Source organism: Streptomyces sp. Je 1-369, assembly GCF_026810505.1.
Taxonomy (GTDB): domain Bacteria; phylum Actinomycetota; class Actinomycetes; order Streptomycetales; family Streptomycetaceae; genus Streptomyces.
Genome location: NZ_CP101750.1, coordinates 5,806,453 through 5,823,569, shown reverse-complemented (window position 1 = coordinate 5,823,569; position 17,117 = coordinate 5,806,453). Strand labels below are relative to the sequence as shown.

Below are 17,117 nucleotides of genomic sequence, written 5' to 3'. Positions count from 1 at the left end.
TGTACCAGGGGCCGCACGCGTCACACGGTTCCCGCGCCTCACGGGCGCCTCGGGAGTCAGCCGTTGTCCACCACGGGGTAGCGCGGGGTGCCTTCCTCCATCTGGCGAAGCGCGTCCTTGCGCTCCCGCTTGGAGAGGCGGTCGATGTACAGGTACCCGTACAGGTGGTCTGTCTCGTGCTGCAGGCAGCGCGCGAAGTAACCGGTGCCGCGCACCTTGACGGGGTTGCCCTTCGCGTCCTGCCCGGTCACCTCGGCGTAGTCCGGGCGGGCCAGCGGGGCGTACGCCGTCGGGACCGAGAGGCAGCCCTCTCCCGAGTCGTCCAGGCTGCGCCTCTCGGCGGGCAGGTCCTGGAGCACCGGGTTGCAGATGACACCGACGTGGCGCACGCCGTCGTCATCCATGCAGTCGTAGACGAAGACCTTCAGGTCGACGCCGACCTGGTTGGCGGCCACGCCCACGCCCTGCGCGACGCGCTGGGTCGCGAACATGTCGTCGACCAGCTTGGCGAGCTCGTCGTCGAAGGCCGTGACGTCCTTGCACTCCTTGTGCAGCACCGGGTTGCCGACGACCGTGATCGGCCGGGACGTGCCGCGCTCGCGGTAGGCCGTCTCCCGCTCCTCGCAGTCCTCGGTGTCGATGACGAAGCCCTCGTCGTCGACGGGGAGCACCCCGTCCCCGTCGATGGCCTGCTGCTCAGTGTCCTGCGCCATGTCCGCCGTACGCCTTCCTTGAAACCCTCAAGAGTTTGTGCCGGTACAGCCTACGGCGAAGTGTCAGCAGACCTCTTCGAGATCCCGCCAGTCACGGGAATCCGGACTGTCCGCCACCCAGCCGTCCAGCAGACCGCGTACCAGCGCGGCGGGCGCCGCGAGGCCGCACTCGCGCTCCGGCACCCAGAGCGCGCCGGGGCTGCGGTGGCCCAGCGGGCCCGGGTGGCCCGGCTCGCTGTGGTCGTGCGGGTCCAGGTGCTCGCCGTCGCCCTCGTCGCTCGGCATCCGGGACTCGGAGCACATCCGGCAGAGCAGCCGCACGGACGACGACCAGTCCTCGGCGGCGAAGCCCGCGTCGGCCGCGAGCCGCTCCAGGGCGTCCCTGTCGTCCTCGGTGGCGGCCTCCAGGAGGACCACCCAGGTCGGCACGGGTGAGGGCGCCCACAGCTCGATCTCGTCGAAGACGGGGTACGAGTGCCCGTCGCCCGTCGTCCGCTCGCCGTGCGGGACGCCGTCGTGCAGCACGACCTCGCCCCAGCGGCGCCCGGAGGACGGCAGCGGAATGGACAGGACCTCCATACGGGCCGGGTCGAGCCGGCGGCCCCACACGACCTCGGCCTCACCCTCCGGGGAGAGCCGCACGGCCGCGCTGCCCAGCTCCATGCCCGTCGGCTCGCCGGAGGCGGCCACACCGCCGGGCACCCGCAGGCCGTACGCCTGCCAGGCGCGGCGGGCCAGGGGCCAGTCCTGGAGCGCGGTCGCCGCGATGCCGACGTTCCACCAGTCGGGGGCGCCCGCGGAACGGTCCAGGAGCGCGACGGCGCGCAGCCCCGCGGCCCGAGCCTGCTCCCAGTCGTGCCGGAACTTGTGCAGCAGCGCCAGGTTGAACCAGGACTCGGACAGCCAGGGTTCGAGATCCGCCGCACGCGTGAGCAGCGCTCCCGCGTCCTCGTACCGGCCGTCGCCGATCAGCGTGAACGCGCGGTCGGTCGCCTGCCGCCATGAGGCGGAGGGCCGGTGCCGTCCCTTGCCGAAGATCCTCACGATTCCCGCCTGATTCCCGCCTGCCACGTTTTCCGTAGGTCGCTTGTCGTCGGGGCGCGGCGTCGGGGGCCGTACCCCCGCGCGCCCCATTTCCTGTCTTCTTCGCATCCAACCACGGACGGTCGGACAGCCGCTCATTACCCATGGGTTACCCAGCCCGGCGCGAGGTAAGGCCACGGGTGAGGCCGTCCCTCGACAGGACGCGCGCCAAGGACTCCACGACCTCCGCCTGGTAGTCGTGGCCGGTGGCCAGGCGGAGCCGCTCCAAGGCCTTGAGCGGGCCGTCCAGCGCCCCTGATGGTCCTTCTCCCCGCGCCATCTCGTCGTACGCGTTCGCCGTCCGCACAATACGTGCGGTGAGGGGCTGTTCGCGGTACGGGTCGGCCTGCCGCTCCACGACGACGGCGACGGCGGCGTCCACCCCGGTCTGGCGGACGACGGCGCCGCCGAGCAGGGCTATTCGGCGCTGTTCCGCCTCGGAGAGCGCGGCGGTGGCGCCCGCGGGGACGGGGTCGACCAGGGAGAGCTGGCCGATGTCGTGCATGAGCGCCGCGTGCTCGAGGACGGTGAGGTCCGACTCGCAGAGACCGAGGTCACGCCCGACGGCCCGGCTCAGACCGGCCACGCGGTGCGCGTGGCCCTGCGGGGTGTATCCGGCGATCTCGGTGGCCCTGGCCAGGGAGGCGATGGTCTGCCGGTAGGTGGCCCGCACGGCCGCGTACCGCCGGAAGGAGAGCTGGGTGAGCAGCAGCGGGAGGCTGAACACGGGCAGTGCCCACAGCCCCGCCACGGCCACCGCGAGCGCCATCACGGCGCCGCTCGCGCAGACGGCGGAGCCGATGCCGAGCATCGCCCGCAGCTCCTCCCGCAGCAGCGGCCCGAACGGCCACCGGGTGCGGGCGTGCGCCGTCACGGCGGCCAGGACGGCGTCGCAGAGCGCGGTGAGGACGAGCAGGGCGACGATGACGAACGCGAAGTACGGCCCGTGTCCCACCCACTCCCCGAACTTGCCCGCGTTGTACAGGGGTTGGAAGCACGCGGCGGCGAACCCGACGGTCAGCACGCGCCGGGCCATCTGGTCGAGCGTGGGGCCTCGGCCGAGCGCGACGTTCGGCACCGCGCCGACGAGGGCGGCGGCGACGACCACGGCGAGCACCTGCAGCACTCCGTGGTGCGTGGCGTGCCCGGCGTCCTCGCCGAGCAGGGCGTACGCGAGGGCCCCCGCGGCGCCGAGCGGTGCGGGCTCCCTGTCCCCGCCGCTCCCCCACCGGGCCAGCTCGCCGAGGGCGATCAGGACGCCGAAGGCGAGGGCGGCCCGGCCCTCGGCGATGCCGTGCCAGAGGGTCCAGACGAGGGAGGCGCAGGCGAGCAGCCCGGCCAGGCAGACGACCGCACCGGGCAGCCGCGAGGGCGGCCTCACCGGGCCGCCGGTCGCACGGCGGCGGGGGCGGGGGCGGGCGCGGGCGCCGGTGCGGGCAGGGCTGCGGGCGGCACGGGTGCGTCCTGCTCCGGTCCGCCTTGTTCCGGTACGTCCGCCGTGACCTCGGGGTGCCATCCGTACCGGTCGAGGGCGCGGGTGAGCGCCCCGACCATCACGGGGTCGAAGTGGGCACCCGCGCACCGGGTGAGCTCGGCCACCGCGGCCTCGACGGGTCTGGCGCGTCGGTAGGAGCGGGTGGACGTCATGGCGTCGAAGGCGTCGGCGACCGCGACCACCCGCGCGCACTCGGGGATCTGCGGCCCGGTGAGCCCGTAGGGGTAGCCGCCGCCGTCCATGCGCTCGTGGTGGTGGAGGATCGCGGCGCGCGCCTCGCCGAGGAACCCGATGCCGCGCACCATCTCGTGGCCGTACTCGGGGTGGAGCTCGATGATGCGCCGCTCCTCGGGCGTCAGCGGTCCGTCCTTGCGCAACAGCCGGGTGGGGACGCCGAGTTTGCCGACGTCGTGCAGGATCCCGGCGAACCGGAGCACCTCGACGCGGTCGTCGTCCATGCCCAGTTCGCGTGCGATCAGCACGGAGGCGCGGCCGACGCGCTCGCTGTGCCCGCGGGTGTACTTGTCCTTGAGGTCGACGGCCTGCACGAGCGCCCGGATGGTGGCCTGGTGGGCGGCCCGCTCGCGGTGGTACTGCGCGAAGGCCCAGCAGGAGACGCCCATCGGCAGGAGTACGAGGAGCGCGGCCGCCGGGCCGTACGGACTGGTCCAGAGCACCGCCATCATCAGTCCCGCGAGTCCGTGCACGGTGACGGGCGCGAGCGAGCGCAGGAAGAGTCCCCGCCAGGCGGTCCGCGCGGGGACGCGTTCGGCGGTCACGAGGACGCCGCCGTCCAGCACGGTGAGCACGGCGGAGAAGGCGAGCACGGCCGCCCCCGCGGGTCCGAGGACGTACGGGAAGTCGGGGGCCGCGGTGGCCGCGGGCCCGCCGAGCGCCGCGTACACACGCGCCGACACCCAGGCGGCCAGGGCGAGTTGGGAGGCGCGCCACAGACGACGCACCCACCGCGGCTCCCGGTCGACCCGGGCGAACAGCGCGCCGGGCACCGCGACGAGCGCGGCGGCGGACGGCGGCAGCAGGAACACCCCGGCGAGCAGTACGGGGAAGAAGGTGCCGAGCCCGCGCGGGACGCGGCCGCCGACGACGCGGCACCTGGTGATCTGCTCGCATCCGGCGTAGAGGACGGCGAGCAGCGCGACGGCGGGCCAGGAGGGGCGCGCGCCGGGGGCGGGCGCGGCGCAGGCCACGCCGGCCAGGGCGACGCACAGGATGTAGACGCGGGCCCGCACCGGCACCGACCGCATGGAGTTCTCCTCCCCGTTCCGGTCCGGAGACTAGAACGGCGCTCTCCCTGCCAGCACCCGGCCGCCGTTAATTAGCACGTTCGAGTGACGGGAGGGGAGAGCGGGCCGCGCGGAGCCCGAGTGAGGCGCTCAGGCCTCGGAGGCGGCCGTGGTGTCCTGCGTGATGTCCTGCTCGGGCACGGCCTGCCCGGAGCGGATGAGGTCGATGCGGCCCATGACCTTGGCCCGCAGGTCGACGGGGACGTCGTCCTGACCGCAGCAGCGCTTCACCAGCTTCTTGACCGCCTGCTCGAGGCCGTACTTCTCCAGGCACGGAGAGCACTCCTCGAAGTGCGTCTCGAACTTGGTGCAGTCGCTGTCCGGCATCTCGTGGTCGAGGAACTCATAGAGATGGTCCAGGACTTCACTGCAGTCAGTCTCGTGCGGCTCTCCGCAGCTCATGAGCCCGAGCCTTTCGTTCCGTTCGACTCCCCGGCACCCGCCGGGACGAGCCCGCGCTCACGGGCGTAGTCCTCCAGCATGCCGCGCAGCTGGCGGCGGCCCCGGTGCAGTCGGGACATCACCGTACCGATGGGTGTCCCCATAATGTCCGCGATCTCCTTGTACGCAAAGCCCTCTACGTCGGCCAGATAGACGGCGATGCGGAATTCCTCGGGGATCGCCTGCAGCGCCCGCTTCACGTCCGTGTCGGGCAGGTGGTCCAGCGCCTGCGACTCGGCCGAGCGCAGACCGGTGGACATGTGCGACTCGGCGCGCGCAAGCTGCCAGTCCTCGATCTCCTCGGCGGCACTGCGCTGGGGCTCGCGCTGCTTCTTGCGGTACGAGTTGATGAACGTGTTGGTGAGGATGCGGTACAGCCACGCCTTGAGGTTCGTGCCCTCACGGAACTGGTGGAACGACGCGTACGCCTTCGCGTAGGTCTCCTGCACCAGGTCCTCCGCGTCCGCCGGGTTGCGCGTCATGCGCAGCGCCGCCGAGTACATCTGGTCGAGGAACGTCAGCGCGTCCCGCTCGAAGCGGGCCGTGCGCTCCGCGGCCGTCTCGGACTTCTCCGAACTCTCTCGGGGCTGCTCCGCCTGGCCGTGCTCGGTCCCTGCGTCGGTCCCAGTGACCGGACCCACCTCCTCCAACGACGTGGTGAGGCCGAAAGCAGCCCCACTCGAATCGGAGGATAGACGACGACCCGCACCCCGCGCCGCCCGAATAGATGCGGTTTTGGGTGCGCTCAGCACCGTCCACTCCAGGTCAGAGGCGCTGGAGCGGTTCGGGCAGATGGTCGAACCCATGCGGCGGACTCCCTCTCGTACGAACAGCTGTCGACGGCGTTTACCGTCTGTCCGCCACAACAGAGGTCACGCGTCCAGCATTCCCGCCCAGCGGGTGACTCCGTCCGTGATGCGCTTCACTGCCTCGTCCTGTCCGATGTCGGCGCGCTTGGGCACGGCGAATCCGTGGTCGCCGAACGGGATCTCCACCAGTTCGTACGTGCCCTCGGGGAACTCGGCGGGCTTCCCGAAGGGGTCGTTGCCGCCCTGCACGACGAGGGTGGGCACGCCGGCGCCGAGCAGTTCGTCGGCGCGGGACTTCTCGGGCTTGCCCGGGGGGTGCAGCGGGAAGCTGAGGGCGAGCACGGCGGCGGCGCCGAGTTCGGTGGCGGTGCGGCAGGCGACGCGGGCACCGGCGCTGCGGCCGCCCGAGATCACCGGCAGCCCCTTCTTCTCCAGTGCGGGCCAGATGCCGCGCCACCCCGTGTCGAGGGTCTTCGGCGCGGGTGCGAGCTTCTTGCCCGCGACGCGCCAGGGCTGCTCGACGAGGGCGACGCTCACGCCGTGCGCGGGCAGGGCGGCGGCGAGTGCCTGGAGGTCGCGGGCCTCGATGCCGCCGCCCGCGCCGTGGCTGACGGCGAGCAGCAGGCGGGCGGTCCCGGCGGGGGCCGGGTGCCAGGTGATGCGCGCCTCACCGGCGTCGGTCGGGATGAGCTCGCTCTTCGGTGCGTCCTTGGTCACGTCAGAAGAGTGTGCCCTCTTCGGGGCCGTCCAGCTCCTTCAGGAGCTCCGGACCGTTGTTGCGCACGTTGCTGACGGCGGTGGACACCGGGAAGGCCCGCATCAGTCCGTGCGGCGGCGGCTCCAGGAGGGTGCGCAGGTCCTCGACGTCCGTGCGGGACGGGTCGAGCCAGCCGTCCCAGCGATCCGGCGTCAGCATGAGCGGCATGCGCGGGTGGATGTCCGCGAGCGAGCGCGGGCCCTCGTCGGGGCCGTCGGCGAGGGGCGCGGTCTCCGCCTCCGTGGTGATCACCGTGCACGTCACCCACCAGGCGAGGGGGTGCTCGTCGGGGAGGGTCCTGTCCCGCCAGAACTCGTAGAGCCCCGCCATGGCGAAGACCGAGCCGTCGGCGGGCGTCACGAAGTAGGGCTGCTTGCGCGGCCGCTTCTTCTTGCCCTCGACCTCCAGCTGCCGCTCCTCGGGGGCGGTCACCCACTCGTAATAGCCGTCGGCGGGGATGACGCAGCGGCGGGAGGTGAAGGCACGCCTGTAGGAGGGCTTTTCGTGGACGGTCTCCGCGCGGGCGTTGATCATCCGGGCGCCGCCCTCGGGCGCCTTGGACCAGGAGGGGACGAGGCCCCACTTCAATGTGCGGAGCTGGCGAACCGGACGCGGGTCGTCGGCGTCTTTCAGGGGGCGGTCGAGGACCGCGTAGACCTCCTTCGTGGGCGCCACGTTGAAGTCGGGGGCGAACTCCTCCTGGGGCTCCTCCCACTTCTCCACCTCGAAGGTCGCCGCGAGATCCTCGGGCCTACGACTGGATGCAAACCGTCCGCACATACGTGCCAGACTGCCAGACCGCGCACGACCTGAGGGAGCCGTCCCAGTAATGGAAAGCACCGCCAACGCCAGTCTGACCGACCTCTGGGACCGCGTCTTCGGCACACAGGCCGCGCCCGAGCAGTGGCTGGTGATCGCGGCGGGCGTCGTCGCCCTCGCGGTCGTCGTCCCGCACAACGTGTGGCGCGTCGCCCGCAACGCGATCACCATCGCGCACGAGGGCGGCCACGGCCTGGTCGCGCTGCTCACCGGGCGCCGCCTCGACGGCATCCGGCTGCACTCGGACACCTCGGGCCTCACCGTCTCGCGCGGCAAGCCGACGGGCCTCGGCATGATCCTCACCGCGGCCGCCGGCTACACCGCTCCCCCGCTGCTCGGCCTCGGCGGCGCCGCGCTGCTCGACTCGGGACGCATCACGGCGTTCCTGTGGATCGCGACGGCCCTGCTCGTCGTGATGCTGGTGATGATCCGCAACGCGTACGGCGCCCTGACGGTGATCCTCACCGGCGGCACGTTCCTGGTCGTCTCCTGGCTGGCGAACACGGACGTGCAGGCGGCGTTCGCGTACGCGGTGGTGTGGTTCCTGCTCCTGGGAGGCGTACGTCCCGCCTTCGAGCTGCAGTCCAAGCGCAGACGCGGGGGCGCGGGCGACTCGGACGCGGATCAGCTCTCCCGGCTCACGCACGTCCCGGCGGGCCTGTGGCTCTTCCTCTTCCACGCCGTCTCGCTCTGCTCCCTGATGGGCGGCGCCCGCTGGCTCCTGGACGTCTGAGCGGCGTCCCTGCCAGCCACTAAAGTGAGGGCATGACCGAAACCCCGGCGCAGCACACCGCCCTCTGGCCCGCCCCGCACGCAAGCGGAGCCGTCACCGCGACGGTCCACGTCCCCGGTTCGAAATCGGTCACCAACCGTGCGTTGGTCCTGGCCGCGCTGGCCGCCGAGCCGGGCTGGCTGCGCCGCCCGCTGCGCTCCCGGGACACGCTGCTGATGGCGGGCGCGCTGCGCGCGATGGGCGTCGGCATCGAGGAGACCGTGTCGTCGAGCTCCTCCGTCGCGGGCGGCCAGGGCGGCACCGGCGAGGCGTGGCGCGTGATCCCCTCGGGCCTGCGCGGCCCGGCCACGGTCGACGTCGGCAACGCCGGCACGGTCATGCGCTTCCTGCCGCCGGTCGCCGCCCTCGCCGACGGCCCCATCCACTTCGACGGCGACCCCCGTTCGTACGAGCGCCCGCTGCACGGCGTCATCGACGCGCTGCGCGTGCTCGGCGCCCGCATCGACGACACGCGGGGAACGCCCGGCGCGCTGCCGCTGACCGTGCACGGCTGCGGCGCCCTGGAGGGCGGCCGGGTCGAGATCGACGCGTCGTCGTCCTCGCAGTTCGTGAGCGCCCTGCTGCTCTCGGGCCCGGGCTTCAACCAGGGCGTGGAGGTCCGGCACGTGGGCGGTGCGCTGCCGTCGATGCCGCACATCCGGATGACCGTCGACATGCTGCGCTCGGTCGGCGCGCAGGTCGACACCCCCGAGGCGGGCGGCGAGCCGAACGTGTGGCGGGTCACCCCGGGCGCCCTGCTCGGCCGCGACCTGACCGTCGAGCCCGACCTGTCGAACGCCCAGCCGTTCCTCGCCGCCGCCCTGATCACCGGCGGCACGGTCACGATCCCCGACTGGCCCGCGCACACCACGCAGCCCGGCGACGCGCTGCGCGAGATCTTCACCGAGATGGGCGGTTCCTGCGAGCTGACCGAGCAGGGTCTGGTCCTCACCGGCTCCGGGTCGGTCCACGGCATCGACGTGGACCTCAGCGAGGTCGGCGAGCTGACCCCCGGCATCGCGGCGGTCGCGGCCCTCGCGGACTCCCCCTCGACGCTGCGCGGCGTCGCCCACCTGCGCCTGCACGAGACGGACCGCCTGGCCGCGCTCACCAAGGAGATCAACGAGCTCGGCGGCGACGTCACGGAGACCGCCGACGGCCTGCACATCAAGCCGCGCCGACTGCACGGCGGCATCTTCCACACGTACGACGACCACCGCATGGCGACGGCGGGCGCGATCATCGGCCTCGCGGTGGACGGCGTACAGATCGAGAACGTCGCGACGACGGCGAAGACGCTCCCTGACTTCCCCGACCTCTGGACCGGGATGCTGGGGAACTGACGGGCGGATCGAGAACCATGCGCCGCTACGGCAAGAACCCCGACGAGGACGACATCCGCGTCCGCCCCAACCGCAAGGGCAACCGCCCCCGCACCCACATCAGGCCCAAGCACGAGGACGCCGCCGAGGGCATGGTCCTCACCGTCGACCGCGGAAGGCTCACCGTCCTGGTCGACGACCGCGTCGTGATGGCGATGAAGGCCCGCGAACTGGGCCGCAAGGCCGCCGTGGTGGGTGACAGGGTCGCGGTCGTCGGGGATCTCTCCGGCAAGAAGGACACACTCGCGCGGATCGTGCGGATCTCGGAGCGCAGCTCCGTCCTGCGGCGCACCGCGGACGACGACGACCCGTACGAGCGGGTGGTCGTCGCCAACGCCGACCAGCTGGCCATCGTCACGGCCCTCGCCGACCCCGAACCGCGGCCGCGGCTGATCGACCGGTGCGTCGTGGCGGCGTACGACGGCGGCCTGGAGCCGATCCTCGTGCTCACCAAGTCGGACCTGGCCTCCGCCGACAAGCTCCTGGAGACGTACGCCGCCCTCGACATCCCCTATGTCGTCACCAGCCGCGAGGAGTTCACCGACGGCGCGGAGCTCGCGCGCGTCCACGAGCTGCTCGACGGCAAGGTCACCGCTTTCGTCGGGCACTCCGGGGTCGGCAAGACGACGCTCGTCAACGCACTCGTACCGGAGGAGCGGCGGCGGACGACGGGGCACGTCAACGCGGTCACGGGCCGCGGCAGGCACACGACGACCTCCGCCCTCGCGCTCCCCCTGGAGGGCTCCGACGGCTGGGTGATCGACACGCCGGGCGTGCGGTCGTTCGGCCTCAACCACGTCGACCCGTCGCGCGTCATCCTCGCCTTCCCCGATCTGGAGCCGGGGACGGTGGAGTGCCCGCGCGGCTGCAGCCACGACGAGAAGGACTGCGCCCTGGACGCGTGGGTGGCCGCCGGGCACGCGGATCCGTCCCGCCTCTACTCCCTGCGCAGGCTGCTCGCCACACGGGAGCGGCGCGAAGACGACTGATCTCTGCGTTGTTCGCGCCCGGACGGCAAAGGTAAATGCATAATCGCACCAAGCCGGATTCAAGCCAGACGAAGCGGCCTCGGGACGCGGGCGAGTACGGGAGGCAAGGACATGGCGTGGCTGCTGGTCATCGTCGCGGGGATCCTCGAGACCGGCTTCGCGGTCTGTCTCAAGCTGTCCCACGGTTTCACCCGGCTCTGGCCCACGATCGCGTTCGCCTGCTTCGCCCTGGGCAGCTTCGGTCTGCTGACGCTCGCGCTGCGGAAGCTGGACGTGGGTCCCGCGTACGCGGTCTGGACGGGCATCGGCGCCGCGGGCACGGCCATCTACGGGATGATCTTCCTCGGTGACCTGGTCTCCACGCTGAAGATCGTCTCGATCTCCTTCGTCATCATCGGCGTGATCGGCCTGCAGCTGTCGGGCTCGGCGCACTGAGGTGAACCGGGGCGCACTGAATCCCGTGCGTGTACGCCTACTTGGCCCCCACCCAGCGCCCGATGGCCCCGCGGACCACTTCCGCGGGGTCGTCGTCGTTCCCGGCGGGCGCGATGACGTAGGACAGGGCGAGGCGGACGGCGCTCTCACAGGCGCGGGCGAGGTCGGGGTCCCTGACGCGGCCGCGGCCGCCGAGCGCGAGGACCGCGCGGTCCCGCACGAGGGCGAGCAGCTCCCCTGCGGAGGGCACTCCCGCGTCCGCGCGGCGCTGCGCGGGCACGGAGGACGTCGATCCGGCGGCGCGGCTCGGCGCGGGAAGGCGCTCGCTCCAGCAGCCGGTGAGGGCGGCGCGCACGAGGACGTTGGTGCGGGCGGCGCCCACCGTCCACGCGGCGACGGCGGCGAGCCGGTCGGCGGGTTCGCGCTCCTCGGCGAGTGCGCGTTCGACGCCGTGCAGATAGCCGTCCGTCTCGCGCCGCAGCAGGGCGCGGGCGAGGCCGTCCTTGCTGCCGAACTCGTTGTAGAGGGTCTGCCGGGAGACCCCGGCGGTCGCCGCCACATCGACCATGCGGACACCGGGCCACGGCCGTCGCGCGAGCGCTGTGTACGCCGCGTCCAGTAAGGATTCCCGTGCTGCAGGCATCGTCGCCTCCGGGTCAGAGCGGCTCCCGTGCCAGAGTTGACGCGCTCGGCGGCACTGTCAATAGCTCCGGCAGCATGTGCCCGGTGCGCGCGGCACGGCCCTGTGGATCGTGTCGATCGAGATCGATACTGTTCACCCATGCCCGACTACCACGATGATCTGCGTCTCGCCCACGTCCTCGCGGACGCCGCCGACGCCGTGACCATGGACCGGTTCAAGGCCCTCGACCTGAAGGTGGAGACCAAGCCGGACATGACGCCGGTGAGCGAGGCCGACAAGGCCGCCGAGGAGCTGATCCGTGGCCACCTCCAGCGGGCCAGGCCGCGCGACGCGATCCTCGGCGAGGAGTACGGCGTCGAGGGCACGGGACCGCGCCGCTGGGTGGTCGACCCGATCGACGGCACCAAGAACTACGTACGCGGCGTCCCGGTGTGGGCCACCCTCATCGCCCTGACGGAAGCGGGCGAGGGCGGCTACCAGCCGGTGGTCGGGGTCGTCTCGGCGCCCGCGCTCGGCCGCCGCTGGTGGGCCGCGAAGGGCGGCGGCGCCTACACGGGCCGCTCCCTCACCTCGGCGACGCCGCTGCGGGTCTCCAAGGTCTCGCGGCTCGCGGACGCCTCGCTGGCGTACTCCTCGCTCTCCGGCTGGGAGGAGCAGGGCCGCCTCGACGGGTTCCTCGACCTCACGCGGTCGGTCTGGCGCACGCGCGGATACGGCGACTTCTGGCCGTACATGATGGTCGCCGAGGGCTCGGTCGACATCTGCGCCGAACCGGAGCTCTCGCTCTGGGACATGGCGGCGACCGCGATCGTGGTGACGGAGGCGGGCGGCACCTTCACCGGCCTCGACGGCAGGCCCGGCCCCCACAGCGGCAACGCGGCGGCGTCGAACGGCCTGCTCCACGACGAACTGCTCGGCTACCTCAACCAGCGGTACTGACCGGCCCCCGACCGGAGGCAGCAACTGACCCCGCCCGGCCCCTTGCTGGCCCCCTGCGGGGCTGCGACTCTATGAGTCCCCCCACTTGTGAACTTGTGAATCCGTTCTCCAGCAGGTAGCGGAGGCAATCCTTCGCCCACCGGGAGGCCGCGGTTTCACCAAGGAGGTGGCTCACGCCCATGCTCGTCCGCGACGCCATGAGCACGGTGGTCCTGACCATCGGCCCCACCCACACCCTGCGCCAGGCGGCCAGGCTGATGTCAGCGCGCCACGTCGGAGCAGCTGTCGTCCTCGACCCCGACACCTACGGGCTCGGCATCCTGACCGAGCGCGACGTCCTCAACTCCCTCGCCCTCGGCCAGAGCCCGGACACCGAGATCGCCGGCACCCACACCACGACCGAAGTCGTCTTCGCCACCCCGGCATGGACCCTGGAGGAAGCGGCGGACGCCATGGCCCACGGCGGCTTCCGGCATCTGATCGTCATGGACGGGAACGAGCCCACGGGCATCGTCTCGGTGCGCGACATCATCCGCTGCTGGGCGCCCGACCGGCGCGCGGCGGCCCAGTTGACGGGGTGAGAGCACGGCGGCGGGCCGGTCCCCCGAGGGGAAACCGGCCCGCCGTCTCTCTACGACAAGTGGTGCTGGTCAGCCGCGCAGGGCCTGGACCGCGGCCTCCAGCCGCTTGCCGAAGTCTCCGTCGGCCTGACGGAAGTTGTTGATGCCGCGGTCCACGATGTCCTCGCGCGAGACCTTGGCGAGGAAGCCCGCCAGGTTGTCGACCAGGCGGTTCTTCTCGTCCTCGGACATCAGGCGGTAGAGGTTGCCCGCCTGCACGAAGTCGTTGTCCTCGGCGTGCCGGGGCGTCTCGTGGTTGCCCGTGGCGCCGGTGACGGGAACGGGCTGCCACAGCGCGCGGTCCGTCTGGAAGGGGCCGCCGAAGCTGTTCGGCTCGTAGTTCTTCGCGCCCTTGTGGCGGCCGTCGTACAGGAAGCCGTCACGGGAGTTGGTGCGCGCCTCGGTGGCGTGCGGGCGGTTCACCGGCAGGTGGTCGGCGTTGATGCCGACGCGGTAGCGGTGGGCGTCGCCGTAGGCGAAGAGGCGTCCCTGGAGCATCTTGTCGGGGGACGGGCCGATGCCGGGCACGAAGTGGGCGGGGCTGAAGATGGACTGCTCGACCTCGGCGAAGACGTTCTCCGGGTTGCGGTTGAGCTCCAGCTTGCCGATCTCGATCGGCGGGTAGTCCGCGTGCGGCCACACCTTGGTGAGGTCGAACGGGTTGAAGCGGTAGGTCGCCGCGTCCGCCGCCGGCATGATCTGCACCTGCACGGACCAGGACGGGAAGTCGCCGCGCTCGATCGACTCGCGCAGGTCGCGCTGGTGGGAGTCGGGGTCCTCACCGGCGAGCTTGTTGGCCTCGTCCTGCGTGAGGTTCTTGATGCCCTGGTCGGTCTTGAAGTGGTACTTGACCCAGAAGACCTCGCCGGCCTCGTTGTTCCACTGGAAGGTGTGCGAGCCGAAGCCGTCCATGTGGCGGTACGAGGCGGGGATGCCGCGGTCGCCGAAGAGCCAGGTCACCTGGTGGGTGCTCTCCGGGCTGAGGCCCCAGAAGTCCCAGACGTTGTCCGCCTCCTGCGAGCCCGTGTAGGGGTCCCGCTTCTGGGTGTGGATGAAGTCGGGGAACTTGATGGCGTCCCGGATGAAGAAGACCGGGGTGTTGTTGCCGACGAGGTCGTAGTTGCCCTCTTCGGTGTAGAACTTCAGCGCCCAGCCGCGCGGGTCGCGCACCGCGTCGGCCGCGCCGAGGTTGCCGGCGACGGTGGAGAAGCGCAGGAACGTCTCGGTCTGCTTGCCGACCTCGGAGAGGAACTTGGCGCGCGTCCACTGGGAGACGTCACGGGTGAGCGTGAACGTGCCGTAGGCACCCGCGCCACGGGCGTGCACCACGCGCTCCGGGATCCGCTCACGGTTGAAGTGGGCGAGCTTCTCCAGCAGGAGCTGGTCCTGCACGAGCACCGGACCGCCGAGGCCCGCGGTCTCGCTTTGCTGATTGTCGGCGACCGGCGCTCCGGCCTCCGTGGTGAGCGGTCCCTGCGTCACGTGCGCCTCCTGCGTCATACCTGCAAGTCCTGTCCTTGGCGTGCTGCCCATGGCGTGCGGTTCCCGCCTTCGCCGTACTAGATCCTACGATAGACTTTGTCTAAGTCAAGCGAGAATCCAAAGTCACACCCGTTCGGGATTTAGGTCCCCTGCCTGTTAGGCTGGTTTCCATGAGTGACCTGTTGGAACGACTGCGCGGACGCGGTTGGCGCATGACAGCGCAGCGACGCGTCGTGGCCGAGGTCCTCGACGGGGACCACGTCCACCTCACGGCGGACGAAGTGCACGCCCGCGCCGCGGACAAGCTGCCCGAGATCTCCCGCGCCACCGTCTACAACACGCTGGGCGAGCTGGTGACCCTCGGCGAGATCCTCGAGGTCTCGACCGACCGCCGCGCGAAGCGGTACGACCCGAACGCCCACCGCCCCCACCAGCACCTGGTCTGCGCCCGCTGCGGCGCGATCCGTGACGTGCACCCCACGGGCAACCCCCTGGCGAGCCTCCCCGACTCGGAGCGCTTCGGCTTCACGGTCGAGGACGTCGAGGTCACGTACCGAGGGGTCTGCCCCAACTGCGCGGGCGCGTAGCCACCCTCCCCCCTGCACACGCGAAGCCCCCGGCGCCCTCTGTGGCGCCGGGGGCTTCCGCGTACTCCGGGGAATATCGCGCGCTCTCGGGGCTTCCTCGCACTCCGGGGACTTCCGTGCGCTCTCGGGGCTTCCAGAAACTGACGGGCCGTCATATCGTCGGCGGGCCCATGTCCGTACGCCCTCCGCGAGGAGATCCCCGTGGGAGACCCGCACCCGAAACTAGAAGCCCACGAACTCACCCGAACGTTCGGCCGCGCCGCCGGGGCGGTGCACGCACTCGGCCCCCTGGACCTGACCATCGCACCCGGCGACTTCACCTGCGTGGTGGGCCCCTCCGGCTGCGGGAAGTCGACGCTCCTGCGCATCGCAGCCGGCCTGCTGCGACCCACCTCCGGCGAGCTGAGCATCCGCACGGCCGCGCGGCGCCCCGTCGCCATGATCTTCCAGGACTACGGCATCTACGACTGGAAGACGGTGCAGGCCAACGTCCGTTTCGGCCTCGACATCCAGAAGGTCCCGCGCCGCGAGGCGAACGCCCGCGCCACACGGTGGCTGACCCGCATGGGCCTCGCCGACGTCGCCGACGCCTACCCCGCCACCCTCTCCGGCGGCATGCGCCAGCGCGTCGCCATCGCCCGCGCCCTGGCGGTGGAGCCCGAGATCCTCCTGATGGATGAGCCCTTCGCGGCCCTCGACGCCCAACTCCGCACCATCCTTCAGGATGAGCTGCTGGCCCTCACGCAGACCACGGAAACCACCACCCTTTTCATCACGCACAGCCTCGAAGAGGCCATCGTTCTCGGCGACCGCGTCCTGGTGATGTCGGCCGGACCGGGACGCTTCATCGCCGAACGCCGCCCGCCGTTCCCCCGCCCCCGCAGCGGAGAGGTGCGGGCGGCACCGGAGTTCACCGCGCTCAAGAGCGAGCTGTGGGAGCTGCTGCGGGGCGAGGTCGGCGTCAGGGCGGTCGCATGAGCACCGTCACGGACAAGGCGCGCGGGGACGAGGGCCTCTTGGTGCGGCGCCCCGGCCCCCAGGAGCTGCATCCCGCCCGGACCCATCGCAGGCGCCGCGCCCTGGAACTGTCGCTCGCCATGGGTGTCCCCCTGGCGCTGATCCTGCTCTGGCAGCTCGCGGCGGTGAGCGGCTGGATCGACGACCGCGTCTACCCCGCGCCGCAGACGATCCTGGAGGACGGCTGGCACCGGGCCGCCGACGGTGAGCTGTGGCCGGACGTGTGGGCCACGCTGAAGCGCGTGCTCGCCGGGTACGCGATCGGGACGGTCGCCGGGTACGCGCTGGGCCTTCTGATGGGCTCCCTGTCCGTCGTACGGGCCGCTCTGGAGCCCACGCTCGACGCCCTGTACGTCGTGCCCAAGCTGGCGCTGCTGCCCGTCTTCCTCAACATGTTCGGCCTCGGCGAGGGCCCGCAGATCGCGCTCGTCGCCGCCACGGTCTTCTTCTTCGTCTGGATCTCGACGATGGCCGCGGTCCTCGCCGTCCCGTCCGGGCACCGTGACGCCGGGCAGGTCTTCGGCGCCTCGCCCTGGCAGATGTTCCGCCATGTCCTGCTGCCCGCGTCCCTGCCGGCCGTCCTTGTCGGCGCGCGGATCGCCGCGGGGGTCGCGGTCCTCGTGATCGTGGCCTCGGAGCAGATCGCGGCGGCCGACGGGCTCGGGCACCTCATCTTCGACTCGCGGGCCCTCTTCCAGAACGACGTGATGTTCGTCGGCATCGTCTGTGTGGCCGTCCTCGGCGTCGTCTTCTCCGAGCTGGTGCGGATCGCGGGCCGGCTGCTCACTCCGTGGGCTCCCCGGGACCGGGGCCGGAGCCAGTCGTGACCA

General features: G+C 71.8%; 19 protein-coding genes. 9 read left to right on the top strand and 10 right to left on the bottom strand.

The window, feature by feature from the left end:
* Nucleotides 1-56: 56 nt before the first annotated feature.
* The 8 genes from def to NOO62_RS26640 form a co-directional block, all read right to left on the bottom strand.
* Nucleotides 57-713, bottom strand: coding sequence for a peptide deformylase (gene def, locus NOO62_RS26675; RefSeq protein ID WP_268773377.1), 657 nt, complete (start codon nucleotides 711-713; stop codon nucleotides 57-59).
* A 63-nt stretch (nucleotides 714-776) separates the two neighbouring features.
* The gene (locus NOO62_RS26670; protein WP_055563704.1) at nucleotides 777-1,757 is read right to left on the bottom strand and encodes a tetratricopeptide repeat protein; all 981 of its coding nucleotides are present in this window, start codon (nucleotides 1,755-1,757) and stop codon (nucleotides 777-779) included.
* Between the two features lie 148 nt (nucleotides 1,758-1,905).
* Complete coding sequence (locus NOO62_RS26665; RefSeq protein ID WP_268773376.1) at nucleotides 1,906-3,177, bottom strand: HD-GYP domain-containing protein; 1,272 nt, start codon at nucleotides 3,175-3,177, stop codon at nucleotides 1,906-1,908.
* A complete protein-coding gene (locus NOO62_RS26660) occupies nucleotides 3,174-4,556 on the bottom strand; it encodes an HD-GYP domain-containing protein (protein ID WP_268773375.1) in 1,383 nt (460 codons plus the stop codon). The genes NOO62_RS26665 and NOO62_RS26660 overlap by 4 nt, the downstream gene beginning before the upstream one ends.
* A 129-nt stretch (nucleotides 4,557-4,685) precedes the next feature.
* A complete protein-coding gene (rsrA, locus tag NOO62_RS26655; RefSeq protein WP_150216284.1) occupies nucleotides 4,686-4,997 on the bottom strand; it encodes a mycothiol system anti-sigma-R factor in 312 nt (103 codons plus the stop codon).
* Nucleotides 4,994-5,677, bottom strand: a complete 684-nt coding sequence (locus NOO62_RS26650) for a sigma-70 family RNA polymerase sigma factor (protein ID WP_055563701.1) — start codon at nucleotides 5,675-5,677, stop codon at nucleotides 4,994-4,996. The genes rsrA and NOO62_RS26650 overlap by 4 nt, the downstream gene beginning before the upstream one ends.
* 231 nt (nucleotides 5,678-5,908) lie before the next feature.
* Complete coding sequence (locus tag NOO62_RS26645) at nucleotides 5,909-6,562, bottom strand: alpha/beta family hydrolase (protein ID WP_268773374.1); 654 nt, start codon at nucleotides 6,560-6,562, stop codon at nucleotides 5,909-5,911.
* A 1-nt stretch (nucleotide 6,563) separates the two neighbouring features.
* Nucleotides 6,564-7,382 (bottom strand): SOS response-associated peptidase, encoded by an 819-nt coding sequence (locus tag NOO62_RS26640; RefSeq protein WP_268773373.1) that lies wholly within the window; start codon nucleotides 7,380-7,382, stop codon nucleotides 6,564-6,566.
* A 49-nt stretch (nucleotides 7,383-7,431) separates the two neighbouring features.
* Here NOO62_RS26640 and NOO62_RS26635 point away from each other — a divergent pair, with 49 nt between their 5' ends.
* The 4 genes from NOO62_RS26635 to NOO62_RS26620 all read left to right on the top strand — a co-directional run bounded on the left by NOO62_RS26635 (nucleotide 7,432) and on the right by NOO62_RS26620 (nucleotide 10,999).
* The gene (locus NOO62_RS26635; protein ID WP_268773372.1) at nucleotides 7,432-8,154 is read left to right on the top strand and encodes a M50 family metallopeptidase; all 723 of its coding nucleotides are present in this window, start codon (nucleotides 7,432-7,434) and stop codon (nucleotides 8,152-8,154) included.
* A 32-nt stretch (nucleotides 8,155-8,186) separates the two neighbouring features.
* The gene (gene aroA / locus NOO62_RS26630) at nucleotides 8,187-9,536 is read left to right on the top strand and encodes a 3-phosphoshikimate 1-carboxyvinyltransferase (protein ID WP_268773371.1); all 1,350 of its coding nucleotides are present in this window, start codon (nucleotides 8,187-8,189) and stop codon (nucleotides 9,534-9,536) included.
* A gap of 17 nt (nucleotides 9,537-9,553) precedes the next feature.
* Nucleotides 9,554-10,564: a ribosome small subunit-dependent GTPase A gene (gene rsgA / locus NOO62_RS26625; RefSeq protein ID WP_268773370.1), complete on the top strand. Its 1,011-nt coding sequence runs from the start codon at nucleotides 9,554-9,556 to the stop codon at nucleotides 10,562-10,564.
* 111 nt (nucleotides 10,565-10,675) lie between these two features.
* On the top strand, nucleotides 10,676-10,999 hold the full coding sequence (locus NOO62_RS26620) for a DMT family transporter (RefSeq protein ID WP_150186121.1): 324 nt from the start codon (nucleotides 10,676-10,678) through the stop codon (nucleotides 10,997-10,999).
* Between the two features lie 37 nt (nucleotides 11,000-11,036).
* Here the strand turns inward: NOO62_RS26620 and NOO62_RS26615 are convergent, their stop codons facing one another.
* Entirely contained in the window at nucleotides 11,037-11,642 is a 606-nt protein-coding gene (locus tag NOO62_RS26615; protein ID WP_268773369.1) for a TetR/AcrR family transcriptional regulator, read from the bottom strand.
* A 138-nt stretch (nucleotides 11,643-11,780) separates the two neighbouring features.
* On the opposite strand from NOO62_RS26615, the gene hisN reads away from it, so the two are divergent.
* Nucleotides 11,781-12,581 carry a histidinol-phosphatase gene (gene hisN / locus NOO62_RS26610; RefSeq protein ID WP_268773368.1) on the top strand — a complete coding sequence of 267 codons (801 nt, stop codon included), beginning with the start codon at nucleotides 11,781-11,783 and terminating at the stop codon, nucleotides 12,579-12,581.
* A gap of 179 nt (nucleotides 12,582-12,760) precedes the next feature.
* A complete protein-coding gene (locus tag NOO62_RS26605; RefSeq protein ID WP_268773367.1) occupies nucleotides 12,761-13,162 on the top strand; it encodes a cyclic nucleotide-binding/CBS domain-containing protein in 402 nt (133 codons plus the stop codon).
* Between the two features lie 69 nt (nucleotides 13,163-13,231).
* Here NOO62_RS26605 and NOO62_RS26600 read toward each other — a convergent pair whose 3' ends face one another.
* Nucleotides 13,232-14,701, bottom strand: coding sequence for a catalase (locus NOO62_RS26600; RefSeq protein ID WP_321170604.1), 1,470 nt, complete (start codon nucleotides 14,699-14,701; stop codon nucleotides 13,232-13,234).
* A gap of 152 nt (nucleotides 14,702-14,853) precedes the next feature.
* On the opposite strand from NOO62_RS26600, the gene NOO62_RS26595 reads away from it, so the two are divergent.
* The 3 genes from NOO62_RS26595 (at nucleotide 14,854) to NOO62_RS26585 (ending at nucleotide 17,114) form a co-directional block, all read left to right on the top strand.
* Nucleotides 14,854-15,270 (top strand): Fur family transcriptional regulator, encoded by a 417-nt coding sequence (locus NOO62_RS26595; RefSeq protein ID WP_268773365.1) that lies wholly within the window; start codon nucleotides 14,854-14,856, stop codon nucleotides 15,268-15,270.
* A gap of 201 nt (nucleotides 15,271-15,471) precedes the next feature.
* On the top strand, nucleotides 15,472-16,248 hold the full coding sequence (locus NOO62_RS26590) for an ABC transporter ATP-binding protein (RefSeq protein WP_268773364.1): 777 nt from the start codon (nucleotides 15,472-15,474) through the stop codon (nucleotides 16,246-16,248).
* A complete protein-coding gene (locus tag NOO62_RS26585) occupies nucleotides 16,245-17,114 on the top strand; it encodes an ABC transporter permease (protein ID WP_268773363.1) in 870 nt (289 codons plus the stop codon). Before NOO62_RS26590 ends, NOO62_RS26585 begins: the two co-directional genes overlap by 4 nt.
* Nucleotides 17,115-17,117: the final 3 nt, after the last annotated feature.

Coding starts and splice junctions, on each gene's coding strand:
- rsrA (WP_150216284.1), bottom strand. CDS start 4,997: ATGAGCTGCGGAGAGCCGCACGAGACTGACTGCAGTGAAGTCCTGGAC.
- def (WP_268773377.1), bottom strand. CDS start 713: ATGGCGCAGGACACTGAGCAGCAGGCCATCGACGGGGACGGGGTGCTC.
- NOO62_RS26585 (WP_268773363.1), top strand. CDS start 16,245: ATGAGCACCGTCACGGACAAGGCGCGCGGGGACGAGGGCCTCTTGGTG.
- NOO62_RS26620 (WP_150186121.1), top strand. CDS start 10,676: ATGGCGTGGCTGCTGGTCATCGTCGCGGGGATCCTCGAGACCGGCTTC.
- rsgA (WP_268773370.1), top strand. CDS start 9,554: ATGCGCCGCTACGGCAAGAACCCCGACGAGGACGACATCCGCGTCCGC.
- aroA (WP_268773371.1), top strand. CDS start 8,187: ATGACCGAAACCCCGGCGCAGCACACCGCCCTCTGGCCCGCCCCGCAC.
- hisN (WP_268773368.1), top strand. CDS start 11,781: ATGCCCGACTACCACGATGATCTGCGTCTCGCCCACGTCCTCGCGGAC.
- NOO62_RS26640 (WP_268773373.1), bottom strand. CDS start 7,382: ATGTGCGGACGGTTTGCATCCAGTCGTAGGCCCGAGGATCTCGCGGCG.
- NOO62_RS26615 (WP_268773369.1), bottom strand. CDS start 11,642: ATGCCTGCAGCACGGGAATCCTTACTGGACGCGGCGTACACAGCGCTC.
- NOO62_RS26660 (WP_268773375.1), bottom strand. CDS start 4,556: ATGCGGTCGGTGCCGGTGCGGGCCCGCGTCTACATCCTGTGCGTCGCC.
- NOO62_RS26600 (WP_321170604.1), bottom strand. CDS start 14,701: ATGACGCAGGAGGCGCACGTGACGCAGGGACCGCTCACCACGGAGGCC.
- NOO62_RS26605 (WP_268773367.1), top strand. CDS start 12,761: ATGCTCGTCCGCGACGCCATGAGCACGGTGGTCCTGACCATCGGCCCC.
- NOO62_RS26635 (WP_268773372.1), top strand. CDS start 7,432: ATGGAAAGCACCGCCAACGCCAGTCTGACCGACCTCTGGGACCGCGTC.
- NOO62_RS26595 (WP_268773365.1), top strand. CDS start 14,854: ATGAGTGACCTGTTGGAACGACTGCGCGGACGCGGTTGGCGCATGACA.